Annotated in this window: 17 protein-coding genes; 7 read left to right on the top strand and 10 right to left on the bottom strand. The window is 74.1% G+C overall.

Annotated features, from left to right (window positions below):
• Positions 1-41 precede the first annotated feature (41 nt).
• Positions 42-614 (bottom strand): hypothetical protein, encoded by a 573-nt coding sequence (locus ACN9MS_RS03040; protein WP_426310666.1) that lies wholly within the window; start codon positions 612-614, stop codon positions 42-44.
• A complete protein-coding gene (locus ACN9MS_RS03035) occupies positions 611-985 on the bottom strand; it encodes a PadR family transcriptional regulator (RefSeq protein ID WP_426310665.1) in 375 nt (124 codons plus the stop codon). The genes ACN9MS_RS03040 and ACN9MS_RS03035 overlap by 4 nt, the downstream gene beginning before the upstream one ends.
• A gap of 173 nt (positions 986-1158) precedes the next feature.
• Here ACN9MS_RS03035 and ACN9MS_RS03030 point away from each other — a divergent pair, with 173 nt between their 5' ends.
• Positions 1159-1503: an HNH endonuclease signature motif containing protein gene (locus ACN9MS_RS03030; protein WP_237841534.1), complete on the top strand. Its 345-nt coding sequence runs from the start codon at positions 1159-1161 to the stop codon at positions 1501-1503.
• A gap of 4 nt (positions 1504-1507) precedes the next feature.
• Here ACN9MS_RS03030 and ACN9MS_RS03025 read toward each other — a convergent pair whose 3' ends face one another.
• Positions 1508-2452, bottom strand: coding sequence for a phosphoribosylaminoimidazolesuccinocarboxamide synthase (locus tag ACN9MS_RS03025; protein WP_426311809.1), 945 nt, complete (start codon positions 2450-2452; stop codon positions 1508-1510).
• Positions 2453-2899: 447 nt separating this feature from the next.
• Between ACN9MS_RS03025 and ACN9MS_RS03020 the strand changes: the two genes are divergently transcribed.
• Positions 2900-4441: a ricin-type beta-trefoil lectin domain protein gene (locus ACN9MS_RS03020; RefSeq protein WP_426310664.1), complete on the top strand. Its 1542-nt coding sequence runs from the start codon at positions 2900-2902 to the stop codon at positions 4439-4441.
• A gap of 132 nt (positions 4442-4573) precedes the next feature.
• Here ACN9MS_RS03020 and purD read toward each other — a convergent pair whose 3' ends face one another.
• Both purD and ACN9MS_RS03010 read right to left on the bottom strand, forming a co-directional pair.
• A complete protein-coding gene (purD, locus tag ACN9MS_RS03015) occupies positions 4574-5896 on the bottom strand; it encodes a phosphoribosylamine--glycine ligase (protein WP_426310663.1) in 1323 nt (440 codons plus the stop codon).
• A 74-nt stretch (positions 5897-5970) separates the two neighbouring features.
• Complete coding sequence (locus ACN9MS_RS03010; RefSeq protein ID WP_426310662.1) at positions 5971-7257, bottom strand: adenylosuccinate synthase; 1287 nt, start codon at positions 7255-7257, stop codon at positions 5971-5973.
• A 305-nt stretch (positions 7258-7562) separates the two neighbouring features.
• Between ACN9MS_RS03010 and ACN9MS_RS03005 the strand changes: the two genes are divergently transcribed.
• On the top strand, positions 7563-7997 hold the full coding sequence (locus ACN9MS_RS03005; protein WP_426310661.1) for a DUF3151 domain-containing protein: 435 nt from the start codon (positions 7563-7565) through the stop codon (positions 7995-7997).
• A gap of 75 nt (positions 7998-8072) precedes the next feature.
• Positions 8073-8435 carry an STAS domain-containing protein gene (locus ACN9MS_RS03000; protein WP_047233594.1) on the top strand — a complete coding sequence of 121 codons (363 nt, stop codon included), beginning with the start codon at positions 8073-8075 and terminating at the stop codon, positions 8433-8435.
• Positions 8436-8450: 15 nt separating this feature from the next.
• Here ACN9MS_RS03000 and ACN9MS_RS02995 read toward each other — a convergent pair whose 3' ends face one another.
• The gene (locus ACN9MS_RS02995; RefSeq protein WP_426310660.1) at positions 8451-10673 is read right to left on the bottom strand and encodes a SpoIIE family protein phosphatase; all 2223 of its coding nucleotides are present in this window, start codon (positions 10671-10673) and stop codon (positions 8451-8453) included.
• A gap of 138 nt (positions 10674-10811) precedes the next feature.
• Here ACN9MS_RS02995 and ACN9MS_RS02990 point away from each other — a divergent pair, with 138 nt between their 5' ends.
• Positions 10812-11243 (top strand): STAS domain-containing protein, encoded by a 432-nt coding sequence (locus ACN9MS_RS02990; protein WP_426310659.1) that lies wholly within the window; start codon positions 10812-10814, stop codon positions 11241-11243.
• 171 nt (positions 11244-11414) lie between these two features.
• Here ACN9MS_RS02990 and fbaA read toward each other — a convergent pair whose 3' ends face one another.
• The 3 genes from fbaA to ACN9MS_RS02975 form a co-directional block, all read right to left on the bottom strand.
• A complete protein-coding gene (gene fbaA, locus ACN9MS_RS02985; RefSeq protein WP_264029574.1) occupies positions 11415-12437 on the bottom strand; it encodes a class II fructose-bisphosphate aldolase in 1023 nt (340 codons plus the stop codon).
• Positions 12438-12546: 109 nt separating this feature from the next.
• Positions 12547-13245 (bottom strand): TrmH family RNA methyltransferase, encoded by a 699-nt coding sequence (locus ACN9MS_RS02980; RefSeq protein ID WP_426310658.1) that lies wholly within the window; start codon positions 13243-13245, stop codon positions 12547-12549.
• Entirely contained in the window at positions 13245-14087 is an 843-nt protein-coding gene (locus ACN9MS_RS02975) for an SDR family oxidoreductase (RefSeq protein WP_426310657.1), read from the bottom strand. Before ACN9MS_RS02975 ends, ACN9MS_RS02980 begins: the two co-directional genes overlap by 1 nt.
• A gap of 117 nt (positions 14088-14204) precedes the next feature.
• Here ACN9MS_RS02975 and ACN9MS_RS02970 point away from each other — a divergent pair, with 117 nt between their 5' ends.
• Entirely contained in the window at positions 14205-15017 is an 813-nt protein-coding gene (locus tag ACN9MS_RS02970; protein ID WP_426310656.1) for a VTT domain-containing protein, read from the top strand.
• Between the two features lies 1 nt (position 15018).
• Positions 15019-15792, top strand: a complete 774-nt coding sequence (locus ACN9MS_RS02965; RefSeq protein WP_426310655.1) for an HAD-IIA family hydrolase — start codon at positions 15019-15021, stop codon at positions 15790-15792.
• An 81-nt stretch (positions 15793-15873) separates the two neighbouring features.
• Here the strand turns inward: ACN9MS_RS02965 and ACN9MS_RS02960 are convergent, their stop codons facing one another.
• The gene (locus ACN9MS_RS02960; RefSeq protein WP_426310654.1) at positions 15874-20610 is read right to left on the bottom strand and encodes an HtaA domain-containing protein; all 4737 of its coding nucleotides are present in this window, start codon (positions 20608-20610) and stop codon (positions 15874-15876) included.
• Positions 20611-20742 lie beyond the last annotated feature (132 nt).

Raw genomic sequence — 20742 nt, 5'->3', positions numbered from 1 at the left:
CGCCGGGCGTCCGCACCCTGGCCCGACGGCGCGGCGCCGGCTCAGGCACCGGCCGCGCGCGGCGGGTCCGTCGGGGTGTCCACGGGGATGTTGCCGTCGAGCACGTGCTTGCGCCACGCGCGCGCGACGTGCGAACGGCGGAAGAGCAGCCCCCCGCCGAGGAACGTCCCGCACCACAGGAGGATCAGCCACAGGTCGGGCCTGGTGACGTCGTCCGAGAACAGGACCTGCGCCAGCACCGGCCAGCCGTAGAAGATCGCGAGAGCGGTCCCGAGCCCCGTCATGGTCACGCGCCACGGGTAGAGCGCCCCGTGGATGTCGTCGGCCACCCACCACCAGTAGCGTGCGGGCAGCCGAGCGTCGAACAGCCGGTACAGCAGCCAGCGGCCGAGCCGCGGGTGCTCGCGCCACCGCAGCCCCCAGCCCGCGCGCACCAGCCCCCACGCCTCGCGCGCGCCGATGCCGTGCGGCGCCCCGGTGTCGTCGGGTGCGGGCGCGAGGTCGAGCAGCACCGCGAGAGCCTCCTCACCGTGCAGGCGGCGCCATCGCGGCGGGTAGGCGCGGAGCCAGAACCGGGCGGACCGCTCGTACAGGTCCGCGCCGCCCGCGCTCACGCGCTACTCCCCGCGAGGCCGTCGGCGGTGCCTGCCGTGCCGTGGCGCTCCAGGGACCGCCGTGCGCGCTCGGCGAGCTCGGCGAGGCGGAGGGTCTCGGCCCGAGCCGCGCGGCGCCCGTCGTCGGTGGCGCGGTAGTAACGCCGCAGGCGGCCGTCGACGACCTCCTCGCCGGTCGGCTCGACGAGCCCGGCGGCGACGAGGCGGTCGAGGTTGCCGTAGAGCGTGCCGGCCCCGAGCCGGGTGCGGCCGTCGGAGAGCTCGCGCACCGCCTGGATCACCGCGTACCCGTGCCGCGGCTCTGCGCTCAGCGAGAGCAGCACGAGGTACGCCTGCTCGGTCATGCGGAACGCGGGAGGACTCGGTGCCATGACCGATATATATCGGATGACGACCTATCACGCCAGCCCTCGACGCGTGTCAGAGGGTGCCGCTAGAGTCGAACACGTGTTCGAGACGCACGCTCGGGCACGGTGCGAGGGCGGGGTCCTGCCCCTTCCCCGCCCTCGCACGAACCACGGCTCCACGACGCAGGGAGGTCCGCATGGCAGCACCGCTCGCCCCCGCCGCGGAGCGCGGCAGGGCACGACCGTCGCCGCAGACGGTCGCGCGCGTCCTCACGCGCGACGAGACCTGCGTGTTCCCCGGCTGCCGCGTCCCGGCGTTCCGTTGCGACCTCGACCACGTCGTGGCCCCGCGACCGGGCGCGGACGACGACGCCGCGGCCGCCGCGCAGGAGGCCGACAACCTCGTCGCGCTCTGCCGGCACCACCGGGTCGTCCGTGCACGCGACGGCTGGCGGCCCGCGCTGCTCGCCGACGGCTCGGTCCGGTGGACCGCGCCGAGCGGGCACACCTACGTGCGCCCGGGCGCCGCCCGGACCGCCTGAAGGCTCAGCCGAGCGTCGAGCCCGTGAGCCGCTCGTACGCCTCGAGGTACCGGGCGCGGGTGCGCGTGACGACGTCGGCGGGGATCGACGGCGGCGGGGTGTCCGACGCGCGGTCCCACCCGGACGCGGGCGACACGAGCCAGTCGCGCACGAACTGCTTGTCGTAGCTCGGCTGCGCGCGCCCCGGCTCCCACTGGTCGGCGGGCCAGAACCGCGACGAGTCGGGCGTGAGCACCTCGTCGCCGAGGACGGTCTGACCGGTGATCGGGTCCACGCCGAACTCGAGCTTGGTGTCCGCGAGGATCACGCCGCGCTCGCGCGCGACCTGCTCCGCGCGTGCGTAGACGGCGAGGGTGAGGTCCCGCAGGCGCGTGGCGTCGTCGAGGCCGATCTGCTCGGCGACCACGTCGAACGAGACGTTCTCGTCGTGCTCGCCCACGGCGGCCTTGGTCGCAGGCGTGAAGATCGGCTCGGGCAGGCGCGAGCCGTCGACCAGCCCGGTCGGCAGCGGCACGCCGCAGACCTCTCCCCCGGCGCGGTACTCGACGAGCCCCGAGCCGGTGAGGTATCCGCGCACGACGCACTCGACGGGGAACATGTCGAGGCGGCGGCAGATCATCGCGCGTCCGGCGACGACGTCGGGCACGAGGCCGTCGCCCGGCTCCGACGAGACCTCGGTCGACACCACGTGGTTCGGCACGAGGTCGGCGAGCTGCTCGAACCACCACAGGCTGAGCTGGGTGAGCACGACGCCCTTGTCCGGGATCCCTGGCGACAGCACGTGGTCGTACGCGCTGACCCGGTCGCTCGCCACGACGAGCACGACGTCACCGAGGGGGTGCACGCCGCCGACGGCGGGCAGGTCCGGCGCGTAGAGGTCGCGCACCTTGCCGGAGTACACGTGCGTCCAGCCGGGCAGGTCGAGCGCCGCGGTGTCGAGAGCGTCCACCTCGCCGAGCGAGAGGGCCGAGGCAGGGTCCTGAGGGGTGTCGGTCACGGCCCCTAGTCTCGCACCGCCCTCCGCAGGCGCGGCACCCGTGTCCGACGACCGGTCGGCCGGCCTGCCGGCCCGACATGCCGTACCGGCGGCCCGCGGCCCGACCCGGTGGCCCCTCGGGGGCAGCGCCGTGACGCCTCACCCGACGGCACGCGACCGCGACCGCCGCCGAGCCTGGGCGCGACGAATGTCGCCGAAGTCGCTACTGTGCCCACAGGACGGTCGTGGGAGCGCTCCCTCACCGTCGGGGGGCCTGCATCGGAGCGACCCCCCTCGGGGGCGCCCGCACCGCTGTCCCGGCCCTGCCGACGACGGCGGGCCGACATCCGCACCGAGGAGGCAACGATGCACCACGGCACGATGCACCATCGCCTGACAGCGCTAGCAACCGGAGTCGGCGTGATCGCCGCGAGCGTCGGGCTCGCGACGTCGGCAACCGCGAGCGCACCCTTCGCCGCACCGTCGACCATCGGGACCGAGACCCCGACGCTGCTCACCAGCCCCGTCCCCGGGCCCGACGACCTGTCCCCCGGCCAGCTCCGCGCGCTCGAGCGCGACCTGGGCCTCGACGCCGACGGTGTCGCCGAGCGGCTCGCGCTCGACGCCGCGACCGGTGTCGTCGAGCAGGCGCTGAGCGGCGGCCTGGGCTCGGCGTACGCCGGTACGTGGGTCGACGCCGACGCCGCGACGCCCGTCGTCGCCGTCACCGACCCGGCCGCCGTCCCGGAGGTCGAGGCGGCCGGCGCCGAGGCCGTCGTGGTCGAGCGCGGCCTCGGCGAGCTCGACGCCGTCGCCGCCGAGCTGGACCAGGCGTCGACGCCCGACGCCGTCCAGGCCTGGTACGTCGACGTCACGACGAACGAGGTCGTCGTGGAGTCGCTCGACCCCGCCGCGGCGGAGGCGTTCGTCGCGGCGTCGGGGGTCGACGCGGCAGCCGTCCGGACCGAGGTCGTCGAGGCGCCGTACGAGCTCACGGCGGACGTGCGCGGCGGCGACCGGTACATCACACGCGACCCCGGCGCGTCGTCGGGCTCGGCGTGCTCGATCGGCTTCGCCGTGCAGGGCGGCTTCGTCACGGCCGGGCACTGCGGTGCCGCGGGCAAGGAGGTCCTCACGGGGGGCTGGGCGCGCATGGGCACCGTCCAGGCGGCGTCGTTCCCCGGCCACGACTACGCCTGGGTGCGCGTCGACGCCGGGTTCTCCCCCGTCCCCCGCGTGAACAACTACGCGGGCGGCACGGTCGACGTCGCCGGGTCCGCCGAGGCGCCGGTGGGCGCGTCGGTCTGCCGGTCCGGCGCGACGACAGGCTGGCGCTGCGGCGTCATCGAGCAGAAGAACATCACCGTGAACTACGGCAACGGCGACATCCCCGGCCTCGTGCGCGGCAGCGCGTGCGCCGAGGGCGGCGACTCCGGCGGCTCCGTGATCTCGGGCAACCAGGCGCAGGGTGTCACCTCGGGCCGCATCAACGACTGCTCGAACGGCGGCAAGTTCATCTACCAGCCCGTGAACCCGATCCTCTCGGCGTACGGGCTGTCGCTCGTCACGACGGGCGGCGGGTCGGGCAGCGCGCTCGTCGGGCTCGCGGGCAAGTGCATCGACGTGCCGAGCTCGGACTTCAGCGACGGCAAGCGGCTTCAGCTCTGGACCTGCAACGGGACGAACGCGCAGCGCTGGACGTTCGAGGCGGACGGCACGCTCCGCGCGGGCGGCAAGTGCATGGACGTCGCGTGGGCCGCCACGGCCGACGGGACCGCCCTGCAGCTCGCGAACTGCAGCGGCAACCCCGCCCAGCAGTTCGTCCTGAGCGGCGCGGGCGACCTCGTGTCCGTGCTGGCGAACAAGTGCGTCGACGTGCCGAGCAGCAACAGCACCAACGGCACACAGCTTCAGATCTGGACGTGCAACGGCACGGCCGCCCAGAAGTGGCACCGAGCCTGACACGTCGCCCCTGAGCCACCCCCAGGGCGCCGAGCACGACATGGCGGTCGCCATCAGCGCGACAGCGACCGTCATGTCGTGCTCGACGGCGTGGGGTGTCGTGGTCGGGCCGGGCGGCCCGACGGCGGGGCGTCAGCCCGCGAGCGTGACCTCGCCCGCGGCGGCCTTGGCCGCGATGTCCGTGCGGTGGTGCGAGCCCGGGAGCACGATGCGGTCGACCGCGGCGTACGCCCGACGGCGTGCCTCGGCCAGGTCCGCGCCGCGCGCCACGACCGACAGCACGCGGCCGCCCGAGGCGACCAGGCCGCCGTCGTCCGCGCGCGACGTGCCCGCGTGCAGCACGTGCACTCCCTCGACGTCCTCGGCCGCGTCGATGCCCGTGATCGGGTCGCCGCCGCGCACCGCGCCCGGGTAGCCGTGCGCCGCGACGACGACGGTGACCGACGCGTCGTCGTGCCAGCGCAGTGCGCCGATCTCCGCGAGGCGTCCCTGCGCCGCCGCGAGCATCACGGCGGACAGCGGCGTCGCGAGGCGCGTGAGCACCGACTGCGTCTCCGGGTCGCCGAACCGCGCGTTGAACTCGACGACGCGCGTGCCGCGGCTCGTCAGCGCGAGCCCCACGTACAGGACGCCGACGAACGGGGTGCCGCGCCGCGCCATCTCGTCGATCGTCGGCTGCGCGACGCGCGTGACGACCTCGTCGACCAGGCCCTCGGGTGCCCACGGCAGCGGGCTGTAGGCGCCCATGCCGCCCGTGTTGGGGCCGGCGTCGGCGTCGAACGCGCGCTTGAAGTCCTGGGCAGGGGCGAGCGGGACGACGGTCGCGCCGTCGCTCACGCAGAAGAGCGAGACCTCCGGGCCGTCGAGGTACTCCTCGACGACGACGCGCGGGTCCTCGGGTGTGCCGTCCGCGGCGCGGCGCGGGGTCGCGAAGCATGCGGCGGCGTGCTCGAGCGCGGCCTGCCGGTCCTCCGTGACGACGACGCCCTTGCCCGCGGCGAGGCCGTCGTCCTTGATGACGTACGGGGCGCCGAACGCGTCCACCGCGGCCGCGACCTGGTCGACGTCGGTGCACACGTGCGCGAGCGCCGTCGGGACGGACGCCGCCGCCATGACGTCCTTGGCGAACGCCTTCGAGCCCTCGAGGCGCGCCGCCTCGGCGCTCGGTCCGAACACCGGGACCCCCGCCGCGCGCACCGCGTCCCCGACGCCCGCGACGAGCGGCGCCTCCGGTCCGACGACCACGAGGTCGACGCCCAGGTCCGTCGCGAGCGCGGCCACCGCGGCGCCGTCGTTCTGGTCGACCGTGTGCAGCGTCGCGAGGTCGCCGATGCCGGGGTTCCCGGGGGCGGCGTGCAGCTCGTGCGGGTCGGCGCCCGGGCGGTCGGCCTCGTGCGCGAGGGCGTGGACGATGGCGTGCTCGCGGGCACCGGTCCCGACGACGAGGATCTTCACGGGCGCCGAGTCTACCGAGACGGCCCGGACACCCTGCGGGGCGTCCGGGCCGTGGTCGGCGTGCGGTGGTCGACTCAGTGGATGAGGTCGTGGCGCGGGATGATCGCGTCGCGGCTGGGACCGACGCCGATGGCCGAGATCCGCGTGCCCGACATCTCCTCGAGCGCGAGCACGTAGCGCTGCGCGTTCGTCGGCAGGTCCTCGAACGTGCGGGCGCCGGAGATGTCCTCCCACCAGCCGTCGAGCTCCTCGTAGATCGGCTTCGCGTGGTGGAACGCCGTCTGGTCGAGCGGCATCTCGTCGTAGCGGACGCCGTCGACGTCGTACGCGACGCACACCGGGACCTTCTCGAAGCCGGTGAGGATGTCGAGCTTCGTGAGCACCATGTCCGTGATGCCGTTGACGCGGGTCGCGTAGCGCGCGATGACCGAGTCGTACCAGCCGCAGCGGCGCGCGCGGCCGGTCGTCACGCCGTACTCGCCGCCCTGCTTGAGCAGGTACTCGCCGTTCGCGTCGAACAGCTCGGTGGGGAACGGGCCCTCGCCCACGCGCGTCGTGTACGCCTTGATGACGCCGATGACGGAGCTGATGCGCGTCGGCCCGACGCCCGAGCCGGTGAGCGCGCCGCCCGCCGTCGCGTTGGACGACGTGACGAACGGGTACGTGCCGTGGTCGACGTCGAGCATCGTCGCCTGGCCGCCCTCGAAGAGGACGTTCTTGCCGGCGTCGAGCGCCTTGTTCAGCTCGAGCGCGGTGTCCGCGACCATCGGCTTGAGGCGCTCGGCGTACTGGAGCAGCTCGGCCACGGTCTCGTCGACCGTGATGGCGCGGCGGTTGTAGACCTTCACCAGCAGGTGGTTCTTCTGGTCGAGCGAGCCCTCGATCTTCTCCGCGAGGATCTTCTCGTCGAAGAGGTCCCAGATGCGGATGCCGACGCGGTTGATCTTGTCCGCGTAGGCCGGACCGATCCCGCGGCCGGTCGTGCCGATGCGGCGCTTGCCGAGGAACCGCTCGCTCACCTTGTCGATCGTGCGGTGGTACCCCGCGATGACGTGCGCCGAGCCCGACACGAGCAGCTTCGACACGTCCACGCCGCGCGCGATCAGGTCGTCGAGCTCCTGGAACAGCACCTCGATGTCCACGACGACGCCGTTCGCGATGACCGGCGTGACGCCCGGGGACAGGATGCCCGACGGCAGCAGGTGGAGCGCGTACTTCTCGTCCCCGATGACGACCGTGTGGCCGGCGTTGTTGCCGCCGTTGAACTTGACCACGTAGTCGACCCGGGAGCCGAGCAGGTCGGTCGCCTTGCCCTTGCCCTCATCGCCCCACTGGGCACCGACGAGCACCACGCCTGGCATGGAATCCCCACTTTCGCACTGCCTGTTCCTCGGGCCGGTCATGGTCGTGGGCGCACCGGCGTCCGGAGCGGAGCGGGCAGGTCGTGCCCGACGGCGCTGGGCCCGCGGGCCCGAGGCGTCACCCGGGCGGCAGTCACCCGGGGACCGGCGCCGAGTTTACCGGCCATTGACCTTTGGGGCGTCCGCCGTCCACGGCGCGTCCGCCGAACCCGTGATCGCTCCTCACCGCGCGGCCGGCGTGGGGAGCGACCCCGGGTTCGGCACCTTCCGGTGCCGCGCGGGCCCCGGGCGGGCAGAATGGGCCCATGAGCGACACGCACGCGAACCTCCTCGACGGCCCCGCGCCGGTCCGCCTCCCCGACGACTTCGCGCACGTCCGCGACGCCATCGCGGCCGACGGCGACCCGTACGAGATCGCGGGCCGCTCGCCGGCGAACTCGCTCGCGTGGGCGTACCTCGCGGAGGACTTCCTCCACGAGAACGGGTCCCGCGGCGCCGTGACGGCGTACGCGTTCGCGCGCACCGGGTACCACCGCGGCCTCGACTCCCTGCGACGTGCAGGCTGGCGCGGCCAGGGCCCGATCCCCGCCGACCACGTCCCGAACCAGGGCTTCCTGCGCGCGCTGCTCGCGCTCGCCGAGTGCGCCGCGTACCTCGGCGAGGTCGAGGAGGCCGAGCGCTGCGAGCAGTTCCTGCGCGACTCCGGCACGTCGGCCGACGAGGTCCGCGCCCTGCGCTGACGAGCCCGGGTCGCGCGACCGCCGAGCAGGGCCGTGGACGCGCGACCCACCCGGGCGGCGTCTAGAGTCGACGACATGATCGAGATCGCCACGTCCCCCGCGACGACGACCCTCGTCATCGCCGGAGACCTCGATCTCGCCGAGCGCGACCAGTTCCCGGAGATCGCCGCGCGCGTCGTCGGGCTGCGCCGCCAGCTCCTCGTGATCGACATGTGCCGCGTGACGTTCATGGACTCCACCGGCGCGGCGTTCCTCATCTCGCTCGCGGACTCGGGGCGCAAGCGGGGCGGCGCCACGGTGCTGCGCGGCTGCGACGACCGCGACCTGTTCGTGCTGGAGGTGTGCGGGGCGCTCGAGCTGTTCCGCATCGACTCCGACCACCGCTGCGAGCCCGCGACGCCGCCGTCCGGGTTCGCGAAGGTCGAGCCCCCGGCCTGACGGGCCCGGGCGGTCCTACCGCCCCGAGGGGCGCAGCGTGGCCCAGACGAGCTTGCCGGACGCCGTCGGGCGCCAGCCCCAGTCCGCGAGCCGCTCGACGATCTGCATGCCGAACCCGCCCATGCGGTTCGGGTGCCCGTCCGTCGGGACGGGCGGCGCCGGGTTGGAGTCCTCGACCTCGACGCGGATCCCGTCGCCCGTGTCGAAGAGGCGCAGCGCGAGGTGCCCCCACCCGTGCAGGACGCCGTTCGCCACCAGCTCGGAGACGACGAGCTCCGCGTTCGCGCTGTCGCGCACGCCCCAGGCCTGGCACGTGCGCACGACGGCGTGCCGCGCGCGGCCGATCGACGCGGGCTCGCTGGGCAGGAGCCAGCGACGGCTGCGCGGGCTCAGCACGACCGCGGACGCGTCGTGCACCGGGTCGGGGATGCGCACGACGACGAGCGCGACGTCGTCCTCGGGGGCGTCCGCGAGGCGGGACAGCAGCTCCTCGCCCACGCCCGCGGCGTCGACGGCCGTGACGGCCTCGGACGCGGCGACGAGCGCCTCGAGCCCCACCCGCAGCGCGCGGTCGCGGCGCTCGATGAGGCCGTCCGTGTAGAAGACGAGGGTGTCGCCCGGGACGAGCGCCGCGACGCCCGTCGACCGGCTCCGACCGCCGAAGCCGACGAGCGCGCCCCCGGCGTCGTCGAGCTGCGTCACGGTGCCGTCGCGCAGCAGGAGCGGCGGCAGGTGCCCGGCGCGCGAGTACTCGATGCGCCACGCGTCGTCGGGCTGCTCGGCGTCGGGCTGGGTGAGCGCCGCGTACACGAGGCTCGCGGAGCGCGGGATGCGCATGCCCTGGACGAGCTGGTCGACGCGCTCGAGCACCGGCCCGGGCGTCGTGAGCTCGTACGCGTACGACCGCACGACCGAGCGGAGCTGGCCCATCGCGGCCGCCGCCTCGACGTCGTGGCCCACGACGTCGCCGATGACGAGCCCGACGACGTCGGGCGCGATCTGGAGCACGTCGTACCAGTCGCCGCCCACCTGGGCGTGCTCCGAGTTGGGTGCGTAGTAGGTCCAGACGTCGAGGCCGGTCACGTCGGCCTGCTCGGGCAGCATCGCGCGCTGGAGCGTCTCGGCGAGCCGGTGCTCGCGCGCGTAGAGCCGCACGTTGTCGATCGCGGTACCGGCGCGGCGCGCGATGATCTGGAGGAGCGTGCGCACGCCCTCGCGCGCCTCGTCCTCCGTGCCCAGCCCGTGGAGCGCCGCGTCGGGGACGTCACCCGTGACGAGCAGGCCGAGGATGCGCCGACGTCCCGGGACGGCGGTGACCGTCACGGAGCCCGGCCGGTGCGGCAGGCCCGAGAGCCGGTGGTGCAGGTCGCGCTGGAGCCAGCCGGACGCCGACCACTGCGGGTACGTGGCGGAGAGGTCGAGGGTCACAGGACCCTCGATGCGCCCGTCCAGGACGTCCTGGACGCGGTCCGGCACGTCCACGAGGCGCACCCGGGGCACCGAGCCGGTGACGGCCGCGGAGTCACCGAGGGCGTCGGTCGTGTGCAGGCCGGGCGCGACGGGGAACGCCCCGGGCGTGTAGCGGCCGTGCCGCTGCCCGCGCCCGCTCGGGGGCGCTGCGGTGTCGACGCCCTCCGCGTACCGGAGCCCGTCGTCGTTGAGGTAGAAGCCGGCCCAGTCGACGACGTACCCGGCGAGGAGCTCGGTGATGTCGCGGAGCGCGTAGGGCTGGTCGAGGTCGGCGAGGAGGTCCGAGCTGCGGGAGACGACGTCGAGCACCGCGCGCTCGCGCCGCTCGAGCGCCAGCGACGCGACCTGGGCCGCGTACCGCTCGAGGTGCTCCGAGACGTCGACCTGCACCCCGACCCAGTGCGTCACGGTGCCGTCCGGGCCGGCGAGCGGCGCGAGCGAGAGCTGCGTCCACACCGGGGAGCCGTCGCGGCGCAGGGCGCGGACGGTGTGCGTCACCTCGCGCTCCTCCGCGATCGCCGTCCGCAGCTCCTGCGCCTCCACCGGCTCGGTGAGGAGGGACTCGAGGACGTGGGGGCTGCGGCCGAGGACCTCGGCGGCGGCGAACCCGGTCTGCCGCTCGAACGCGGCGTTGACCCACACGATCGGCATCTCGTCCGCGCGCGGGCCCGTGACGAACATCGCGACGCCGGCGCCCTCCATCGCCCGCGTGCACAGCTCGCGGACGTGCGCGGGCAGGTCGGTGCCGAGCCCCGGCGAGCTGCCCATCGTCACCTCCGACGGTCCGTGCGTCGATCGTCTGGATACGGACGCCACGGTCGCGTTACTGTCCCGACTGGACATTCAACCGTAGATTGGTGCTTCCCGAGACCGGAACGGGTCGGGACCACGCAGAGAGGAGCGCCGGTGCGCGAAGGTACACCCTCGGCCGCCGACCGTCCGGTCGGCGTCGCCGGCGACCCCGCAGGGGCGGGCGACCCCGCGAGCGTGCACGTCATCGTAGGGACGACGCGCGCCCGCATCGTGCTGTCGGGAGAGATCGACGCCGACCTCGGCGCCGACCTCCAGGAGGCGACCGCGGCGGCGGAGGACTCCGGTCTCCCGGTCGAGATCGACGCGCACCACGTGACCTTCATGGACTCGTCGGGTGTGGCGTTCCTCGCACGCCTCGCCTCGCGCGGCCCGCACCGGGTCCGCGTCCTGCGCGCCCCGCCGACGGTCCGGTTCCTCCTCGAGGTGACCCGCATCGGCGAGCTGCTCGACATCGTCGACGTCGACCCCGGCTTCGACCTCGACGAGCCCGCGGGCAAGGGCAACGGCTCCGACGCGACGGACTGAGGTCGCCGCCCCCGCACGGTCACGACCCACCGGTCACGACCTACCGGCACGACCCCACGTCGCGACCCCAGGCCGCGCCCAGCGTCACGCACCACGACGAAGGCCCCCGGTCCTCGCGGACCGGGGGCCTTCGTGCACCCGGAGCCGGCGGCGAGCCGGCTCCTGCGGGCGTCAGCGGATCTTGTTGCCCGCCGAGCGCAGCTGCTGCGACGCCTCGATGATGCGGGCGGCCATGCCGGCCTCGGCCAGCTTGCCCCAGGCGCGCGGGTCGTAGGCCTTCTTGTTGCCCACCTCGCCGTCGACCTTCAGGACGCCGTCGTAGTTCGAGAACATGTGGCCGACGACCGGACGCGTGAACGCGTACTGCGTGTCCGTGTCGATGTTCATCTTGATGACGCCGTAGTCGACCGCGGCCGAGATCTCCTCGGCCGTGGAGCCGGAGCCGCCGTGGAAGACGAGGTCGAACGGGTTCGCCTTGCCGACCTTCGCGCCGACGGCCTCCTGGATCTCCTTGAGGATCTCCGGGCGGAGCTTGACCGCACCCGGCTTGTACACGCCGTGCACGTTGCCGAACGTGAGGGCCGTCAGGTAGCGGCCCTTCTCGCCCGTGCCGAGCGCCGCGATCGTCGCGAGGCCGTCCTCGACCGTCGTGTAGAGCTTCTCGTTGATCTCGGCCTCGTGGCCGTCCTCCTCGCCACCGACGACGCCGACCTCGATCTCGAGGATCGTGCGCGCCGCCTGCGAGAGCTCGAGCAGCTCGGCCGCGATGGTGAGGTTCTCGTCCAGGGGGACGTCCGAGCCGTCGTACATGTGCGACTGGAAGGTCGGCAGGCCACCGTTCTTCACCTGCTCGGCCTCGATGGCCAGGAGCGGGCGGACCCAGGAGTCGAGGTTCTTCTTGACGCAGTGGTCGGTGTGGATCGCGATCTGCACGGGGTAGCTGTTCGCGACCTCGCGCGCGTACGCCGCGAGCGCGAGCGAACCGGCGATGCGGTCCTTGACCGTCGAACCCGAGCCGTACTCGGCGCCGCCCACGGAGACCTGGATGATGCCGTCGGACTCAGCCTCGGCAAAGCCCTGGAGCGCGGCGGTGATGGTCTGCGACGAGGTGATGTTGACGGCCGGGTAGGCGAACGAGCCTGCCTTCGCCCGGTCGATCATCTCGGCGTAGACCTCGGGGGTAGCGATGGGCATGCGAAGCTCCTGTGGAGTCGTGCGGGGTGGACTGTCGGGTCAAAGTCTGGCATGGATGACAGCGCAGGGTCAGGGCCGTTCGACCTGTGGTCGCCCGGTGACCACGCCTCTACCTCGCGCCGCCGCCCGGGGCCAGGTGCTGCGCAGCCCACGCATGCAGGGCGATCGCGCCCGCCGCCCCGGCGTTGATCGAGCGGGTCGAGCCGTGCTGGGTGATGTGCAGGACGTCGCGGCACGCGGCGACCGCCTCGGGCGTCAGCCCGGTCGACTCCTGGCCGAGGAGCAGCACGCACGACGCGGGCAGCGCGTACCCCTCGAGGGGGACCGAGCCCGGGAGGTTGTCGACACCCAGGAGCGGCAGATCCTCCCGTGCGGACCAGGCGGCGAGGTCGTCGACGGACGCGTGGTGGTGCACGTGCAGGTAGCGGTCGGTGACCATCGCCCCCCTGCGGTTCCATCGACGCCGCCCGACGACGTGCACGCCCGCCGCGTTGAACGCGTTCGCCGTGCGCACCACGGACCCGATGTTGAGGTCGTGCGCCCAGTTCTCGATCGCGACGTGCAGGGAGCGCGCCGGGTCGCGGCGCGCGTCGAGGTCGGCGACGACCGCCTCGACGGTCCAGTAGCGGTAGGCGTCGACGACGTTGCGCCGGTCGCCGTGCGCGAGCAGCTCGGGGTCGTAGCGGGGGTCGAGTCGGGTCGCCCCGGGCGGGCCTCCCGGGTCCGGGACGCGCGGCCACGCGTCCGGCCCGCCGGGCCACGGCCCGACCCCGACCTCGCGCTCCTCGCGCACACCGTCGGACGGCATCACGCGCGCTCCCGGAGCCAGTCGCTGTAGGTGAGAGTCCCGTAGCGGTGGTCGGGCACGAGGTTGTGGCCCGCGCGGAAGAACTCGCCCAGCGGGCCGGGCAGCGGCACCCCGACGACGGGGCGGCGGGAGCGGTGCGCGGTGCGCCACGCGCGCGCCATGTCACGCGCGTCGAGGACCTCCGGGCCGCCGATCGTCACGGTCGTCGCGGAGGGGCCCGGCCCTGGCACGCCGCCCCCGGGCGGCGTCCCCTCCGCGGCGTCGACGAGCGCCCGCGCTACGTCGGCGAGCGCGATCGGCTGGAACCGCACCCCGCGCGGCACGGGCAGCAGGCCGAGGCGTGCCCACCGGCCGAGCCGCCCGTCGCGCCCGAGGAAGATCTCCAGGAACTCGTGGAACTGGGTCGCGCGCACGACCGTGGCGGGGACGTCGCCCGACGACAGGATCCGCTCCTGCTCGGCCTTCGCGCGGTAGTACCCGTAGTCGCCCTGGTCGACGTTCACGATGGAGAGCACCACCACGCGGCCGGCCCCCGCGCGGTGCGCGGCCCCGGCGAGGCGGCGCGCGCCGACCGTGAAGACCTTCATCGCCCCGGGCGACATCCCGTTGCTCGCGTCGACCACGGCGTCGACCCCGGCGAGCGCCGCGCCGAGCGCGAGCGCGACCGCGCCGTCGTCGGACCCGAGGAGGTCGACGCGGTGGTGCGCCGTCCCGGGGACCCGCGCGCCGTCGTCGGGCGCGTGCCGCGAGAGCACGCGCACGTCGTGGCCGCGCGCGGCGGCCTCCCGCACGACGGCGCGACCCGCCGCCCCGGTCCCGCCCACCACCGCGATGCTCGCCATGCCGGACATTCTGCCCGGCACCGTGCCCGCCGCCCCGGACCGTCCGCGCGGGAGCGCGGAACGGGCGCGCACGCGGCGTCCCGGACGGGCAGGTGGGCCCCACTACGCTGGTGACCCGTGAACACCCTCGCCGAGCTCGCCTCCGCCCTGCCCGGGGCCGCGCACGCCGCGGGCCTCGGCGCCGCGGGGCCCGTCGCCGCCCTGGGTCCGGACTGGATGGACCCGATGACGCTCATCGAGCGCTTCGGCGACGCCGCGCTCGTCGGCATCGTCGTCGTGATCTTCATCGAGACGGGTCTGCTGTTCCCGATCCTGCCGGGCGACTCGCTGCTGTTCACCGCGGGCGCGCTCGTCGCCCAGGAGTCGCTCCAGATCAGCCTGCCCGTGCTGCTCGCCCTGCTCTTCGCGGCGGCGTTCCTCGGCGACCAGACCGCGTACCTCATCGGGCGGACCGTCGGGCCCAAGGTGTTCGACCGGCCGGACTCGCGGTTCTTCAAGCGCAAGTACATCGACCAGACCAACGCCTACTTCGAGAAGTACGGCGGCCGGACGATCGTCATCGCCCGCTTCGTCCCGATCGTGCGCACCTACGCTCCGGTCGCCGCGGGCGTCGGCAAGATGCACTACCGGCACTTCGTGGGGTTCAACGCGCTCGGCGCGCTGCTGTGGGCCGTGGGCCTCACGTGGCTCGGCTACCTGCTGGGGAACATCACGTTCGTCAAGGACAACATCGAGGCGCTCGTCCTGCTCATCGTGCTCCTCTCCGTGGTCCCGATGATCGTGGAGGTCTGGCGCGGGCGCCGCGCCGAGAAGCGCGCCGCGGCGCTCGAGGCGCAGGTCGCGGCCGACGCGGCAGGGACCGGCGGCGAGCCCGCCGTCACCGAGGGCACGACCGCCGTCGGGCACGAGAAGGACGGGAAGGACGCCTGAGATGACGCGAGAGATCACGAGCTGGCTGACGGACATGGACGGCGTGCTCGTCCACGAGGGGCACGCGATCCCCGGTGCGCCGGAGTTCGTGCGGGCGCTGCGCGACAAGGGCCGCCCGTTCCTCATCCTCACGAACAACTCGATCTTCACGGCGCGAGACCTGCGCGCGCGCCTCGCGACGTCGGGCATCGACGTCCCCGAGGAGTCGATCTGGACGTCGGCGCTCGCGACCGCCCAGTTCCTCAGCGACCAGATCCCGAACGGCAGCGCGTACGCGGTCGGCGAGGCGGGGCTGACGACGGCGCTCTACGAGGCGGGCTACACGCTCACCGAGTCGGACCCGGACTACGTGGTGCTGGGCGAGACACGCACGTACTCGTTCGAGGCGATCACCAAGGCGATCCGCCTCATCCTCGGCGGCTCGCGGTTCATCTGCACCAACCCGGACACGACCGGCCCGTCCCAGGAGGGCCCGCTCCCCGCGACGGGCGCGGTGGCGGCCATGATCACCGCCGCGACGGGGCGCAAGCCGTACTTCGTCGGCAAGCCCAACCCCATGATGTTCCGCTCCGCGCTCAACCGGATCGACGCCCACTCGGAGAAGACGGCGATGATCGGCGACCGGATGGACACCGACGTCGTCGCGGGCATCGAGGCCGGGCTGTACACGTACCTCGTCATGACGGGGTCGACGAAGATGTCCGACGTCGACCGGTTCCCGTTCCGGCCGAGCAAGGTCGTCGACTCCGTCGCGGACCTCGTCGACCGGGTCTGAGCCCTCCCGCACCCCGCACGCACGACGGCGCCCGGTCACCTCGCGAGGTGACCGGGCGCCGTCGTGCGTGGTGCCGGGGGCTCAGGCGGTCGCGACCGCCTGGACGCGACCCGCGCGACGACGCCGCACGGTCAGGATCGCCCCGCCCGTGAGGAGCAGGGTCCCGGCGAGGAGCGCGAGGCTGCCCGCGTCCGTCCCGGTCGAGGCGAGCGCACCGGAGTACGCGTCGCACTCGACGTCGCCGCCGATCGGGAAGCTGAACGTCACGGGCGAGAGCGCCGTGCCGGCCTCGTAGAACCCGGCGAACGCCTTCGCCCCGGCGGCCGTGAGGGTTGCGGGAGCGCCGCTCCACGTGATCGTGGAGCCCGACGTCGACTTCTTGCCCGCCAGGTCCAGGTTCGCGAACGCCACGCCGCTCGAGGAGGACGTGTTGCCCTCCATGTCGCTGCTCCGGACGTCGACCACGAGCGTGCCCGACGACCCGTTCACGACGACGCGCGGGTTGCTGATCCGCAGGTCGAGGATGCCCTCGTGGCCGGAGAACGAGACCGACCCGCCGAAGCTCGCACGCCCCTTGCCGAGGTCCGTGTTGAACGAGCCCTTGCCACCGCTCCACGTGAACGCCGAGCCGGTGTCGCCGACGCCGTCCGTCGAGACGGAGCCCTTCGCGATCGGGCCGGTGACGTATGCGCGGAACCGGTCGCTCACGCCCCACGAGAGGGTCGCGCCGTTGACGCCCTGCGCGAAGCACTGCTCCGCCGCGCTGCCCGTGCCGGTGCCCGTGGTCCCGGTGCCGACGATGGTGATGGGGGCGGACGCCGTGTGGTCCGCGCCGATCAGCAGGAGCGTGTGCTCGCCCGGGGCGACGTCCCTCGGGATCGTCACCGTCGAGGTCGCGGCGCCGCCGGCGTTCGCGGCGACGCCCGTCGCGAGCGTGCGCGGCGTCGAGCGGATCTCCGTGCGGATCCCCGCCTCGTCGGCGCCGAACCCGACGCCGCTGATCGTGACCTCGTCACCCGGGCGAGCCTGCGACACCGAGAGCGTCGCCTTCGCCGGGTCCACGGAGCCGCCCGTCGCCCCGTCGCCCGGGGTGCCGATCGTGCCGCCGTCACCGGGCGCCGTCGCCTTCGCCCCGATCGTGAACGTCAGCGGGTCGAGCACGGTCCCGGCGGGGTAGAAGCCCGAGAACGCGAGCGAGCCGTCGGCCGTGAGCGTCGCCGCGGCCTTCGTGTAGGTCACGGCCCCGTCCGCGCTCGTCGTCGGCGCACCGAGCGCGAGCGTCGCGAAGACGACGCCCGTGCGGTCGAACGTCGAGCCGTCGAGCCCCGTCGAGCGCGCGTCCACGAGCAGGCGACCCGTGCCGGGACCCGTGACGTCGACGACCGGGTTCGTCAGCGCGAGGTCCAGCGCGCCGGAGTGGCCCGTGAAGCGGACCGTCCCGGTGTACTTCGCCGTGCCACGGCCCGGCGCCGAGGTCCACGTGCCGCCGTCGGCCTGGCCGAAGCGGAAGAGACCGTCGACGACGCTCGCACCGCTCGTCGCCGTCGCGCCGCCGCCCGCGACCGGTCCGACGATGTAGCTGCGGAACGACTCCTTGACGCCCCAGGTCAGGGCGCCCGCCGTCGTCGGAGCGGTCGGCTTCGCCGTGACGGTGACCGTGACCGGAGCCGAGACCGAGCCGACGAACGCGACGGGGTCCGCCGGCACGAACGTCGCCGTGACGACGTGCTTCCCCACGGCGAGGCCGGTCGCCCGGTGCGGCGCGGCGCCGTCGGTGACGGCCGCCGTGCCGAGGGTCGTGTCGCCGTCGGTGAAGCGGACCGTGCCGGCCGCCTTCGGGGCGACCGTCGCCGTCAGCGTCACCGCCGTGCCCTCGACGGCCGAGGTCGCCGAGGAGGCGAGGGTCGTGGTGGTCGGCTGCGCCTCCGGCGCGGGCTGGCGCACCGCGACCGGGGTGAACGTGTCGAGGCTGCGGTCGGTCGCGGACAGGCCGTGCGCGGCCGACGTCGCGACGACGTACTCCTTCGACGGGTCGAACGAGCCTGCCGGGACGGTCAGCGTCGTCGTGAACGCGCCGTCGACCACCTGCTGCGGCATGACCCAGCCGAGCTGGAGCCACCCCGAGGCGACGAGCGGGCCGGAGCCGTCCCAGATCGACTTCTCCCCGACGAGCACGTACGCCCCGAACCGGGCACCGTCACCCACGAACCCGGTCCCGGAGACCGTGAACGTGTTCTCCACCGCCGGGTCCACCGCGCCCGACGGCGACACCGTCACCGTCGGCGTGGGGTCGGGGGCAGGGACCGTGACGGTGAGCGTCGCGCTGCCGGTCACCCCGAGGTCGGACGTCACGACGACGGGGACGGGGCCCGCTGCGGTGTCCGCCGGGACGGTGAGCACGATCGTCGCGCCGTCTCGCGTGTACGTCGCGGGCTTGCCGCCGAACGTCACGCCCTTGACCTGGTCGCCCGCGACGAGGCCGCTCACGGCGAGCCGTACGGTGCCGCCGGCCTCGACCGTCGTCGCCGCGGGCGTCACCGTGAGCGACCCGGGGGCGTCGAACGCGACGGGAGCGAAGAGCTCCTGGTCCGCGTTGGTCACGCCGCCGGCGCCGTACGTGTAGATGCCGTGGCGGCCGCCGTCGAGCAGCCCCGGGTCCTTCACCACGAGCCGCGCCTCGAACGTGCCGTCCTGGGCGATGTCCGTCCACTGCGCGCGGATCACGGACTGGTACTGCGCGGGGACCTGGTCGAGCACCGGCTCGGCGAGGGCCCACACCTGGGACCCGACCTTGCGGGTCGACGCCGCAGCGCCCTCGGACGGGCGCCACTGCTCGGCGAAGTTGCCGAACACGACATACGTGCCCTGGGGCAGGGTCGCCGGGATCGGGACGCCGCGGCCGCCGACGTTCGCCGCGGGGTCGAACCCCGAGCCCTTGACGACGACCGTGTCGCCCACCGCGACCTCGGTGTCGCCGAGCGGCGTCACGCCGTCCGCGCCGAAGACCGCGATCTCCGGCTCCCAGACGGGCGCGGCGGGCTCGGTCGTGAACGCGACCGGCGCGTAGAGCTCCTGGGCGGCGTTGACGGTGCCCCCGGCGGCGTACGTGTAGACGCCGTACCGGCCGCCCTCGAGCTCGAGCTCGCTCGCGACGAGCTCGGCGGTGAACGTGCCGTCCCCGGACAGCTCCGTCCACTGGCCGCGGATCGCCGCCTGGTAGCGCGGGTCGACCTGGTCGAGCGCCGCGGACGCGAGCGCCCACTGCTGCGACCCAGCCTTGCGGGCGGACGACGCCACGCCCTGCGACGGTCGCCACTGCGGCGCGAACTTGCCGAACACCACGTAGGTGCCCGCCGGGATGCCCGCGGAGATCGGCGGCCGGTTGCCGGCCGGAGCCACGTTCGCCTCCGGGTCGAAGCCCGAGCCCTTGACGACGATCGTGTCGTCCGGGCGCACCGGGGCGTCGCCGAGCGGGGTGGTGCCGTCGGCGGCGAAGAGCTCGACCGACGGCTCCCAGACGGGCTCCGGGGTCGTGCCGCCCTGCACCGCGACGGGCGTGAACGTGTCGAGGCTGCGGTCGGTCGCCGAGAGGCCGTGCGCCGCCGACGTCGCGACGACGTACTCCTTCGACGGGTCGAACGAGCCCGCGGGGACGGTCAGCGTCGTCGTGAACGCGCCGTCGACCACCTGCTGCGGCATGACCCAGCCGAGCTGGAGCCACCCCGTCGCGACGAGGGGGCCCGAGCCGTCCCAGATCGACTTCTCGCCGACCACCACGTACGCGCCGAACCGCGCGCCGTCGCCGGCGAACCCGGTGCCCGAGACCGTGAGCGTGTTCTCCACCGCCGGGTCCACCGGGTCGGACGGCGAGACGGTGACCCTCGGGTCCACCGCGGGCTCCGGCTCCGGCTCGGGCTCGGGCTCGGCGGCGGTCACGGAGTGCACGACGCCGGCCGACGTCGAGGCGACGAAGGCCGCCGGGTCGGCCGGCTCGAAGGTCGCGCTCAGCTCGTGCGGGCCGGCGGCGAGGCTCGCCGTCTCCAGGCGCGCGACGCCGTCGGCCACCGCAGCGGTGCCCAGCACGGCGCCGCCGTCACGGAACTCGACCGTGCCCGCGGCGGCGGGAGCGACGGTCGCGGTGAGCGTCACGGTCGTGCCCGCGACCGACGTGGTCGCGGGCGCCACGGCGAGCGTCGTCGTGGTCGCCTCGGCCGGCGCGGCCGGCTCGGGGGACACGACGCGCGCGGTCAGCGTCGCGATCGGCTTGCCCGCGTACGACGAGAAGTAGGAGGAGACGTCGCCGAGCGACGCCGCGACGTTCCCGTTCGCCACGAACGTCACCTGGTCGCCGTCGCGCGTCGCCGACACGGCGACGTCCGCGACCTTGGCGTCGTCGCCGGCACCGGCGTTCACCGTGCCGGCGAAGTCGGCGTAGAGGACGCCGGTCGTGGGGCCGGTGAGGTCGAGGCGCAGGTCGGAGACGGTCACGTCGAGCGCGCCGTGGTGACCCTGGTAGCGGGTCGAGCCACCGAGCCGCACGGAGCCGGTGCCGGACGCGTCGTCGTAGGTGCCGGACGCCGGGCCGTAGGAGGACTGGCCACCCTGCAGGGGCGGCGTGACCGTGCCCTGCGCGATCGGTCCGGTGACGTACGAGGTCCACGAGTCGACGAGGTTCCAGGTGGCCGAGCCGCCCGTCACGTCGGTCGGGGCCGCCTGCGCGGGGGCCCCCACGCCCGCGACGGTCAGGCCTGCGGCGAGCGCCGCGGCGAGGAAGGAGGCGAGGCCGCGGCAGACGCGTCTCGACGATGAAGTGCGCACAAGGTCTCCCGTGCTGGTCCGGGCGAGGTCCCGGCGGGAGCGGGACCGACGACGCGGAGCGTTCTGACGCTCCGTCGTGACGGACCATATAAGGCTCGCCTCACCAAAGCAAGGTAAGCCTGACCTATCTCG

Source organism: Cellulosimicrobium sp. E-16 (assembly GCF_049913115.1).
Taxonomy (GTDB): domain Bacteria; phylum Actinomycetota; class Actinomycetes; order Actinomycetales; family Cellulomonadaceae; genus Cellulosimicrobium.
Note: the sequence above shows the minus strand (reverse complement) of the source record. Positions and strands in the feature narration are given on the sequence as shown.

What these genes read in the sequence shown, in the direction of transcription:
- ACN9MS_RS03035 (WP_426310665.1), bottom strand. Translation starts at nt 985, where the DNA reads ATGGCACCGAGTCCTCCCGCGTTCCGCATGACCGAGCAGGCGTACCTC.
- ACN9MS_RS03030 (WP_237841534.1), top strand. Translation starts at nt 1,159, where the DNA reads ATGGCAGCACCGCTCGCCCCCGCCGCGGAGCGCGGCAGGGCACGACCG.
- ACN9MS_RS03010 (WP_426310662.1), bottom strand. Translation starts at nt 7,257, where the DNA reads ATGCCAGGCGTGGTGCTCGTCGGTGCCCAGTGGGGCGATGAGGGCAAG.
- ACN9MS_RS03005 (WP_426310661.1), top strand. Translation starts at nt 7,563, where the DNA reads ATGAGCGACACGCACGCGAACCTCCTCGACGGCCCCGCGCCGGTCCGC.
- ACN9MS_RS03000 (WP_047233594.1), top strand. Translation starts at nt 8,073, where the DNA reads ATGATCGAGATCGCCACGTCCCCCGCGACGACGACCCTCGTCATCGCC.
- ACN9MS_RS02995 (WP_426310660.1), bottom strand. Translation starts at nt 10,673, where the DNA reads ATGGGCAGCTCGCCGGGGCTCGGCACCGACCTGCCCGCGCACGTCCGC.
- fbaA (WP_264029574.1), bottom strand. Translation starts at nt 12,437, where the DNA reads ATGCCCATCGCTACCCCCGAGGTCTACGCCGAGATGATCGACCGGGCG.
- ACN9MS_RS02980 (WP_426310658.1), bottom strand. Translation starts at nt 13,245, where the DNA reads ATGCCGTCCGACGGTGTGCGCGAGGAGCGCGAGGTCGGGGTCGGGCCG.
- ACN9MS_RS02975 (WP_426310657.1), bottom strand. Translation starts at nt 14,087, where the DNA reads ATGGCGAGCATCGCGGTGGTGGGCGGGACCGGGGCGGCGGGTCGCGCC.
- ACN9MS_RS02965 (WP_426310655.1), top strand. Translation starts at nt 15,019, where the DNA reads ATGACGCGAGAGATCACGAGCTGGCTGACGGACATGGACGGCGTGCTC.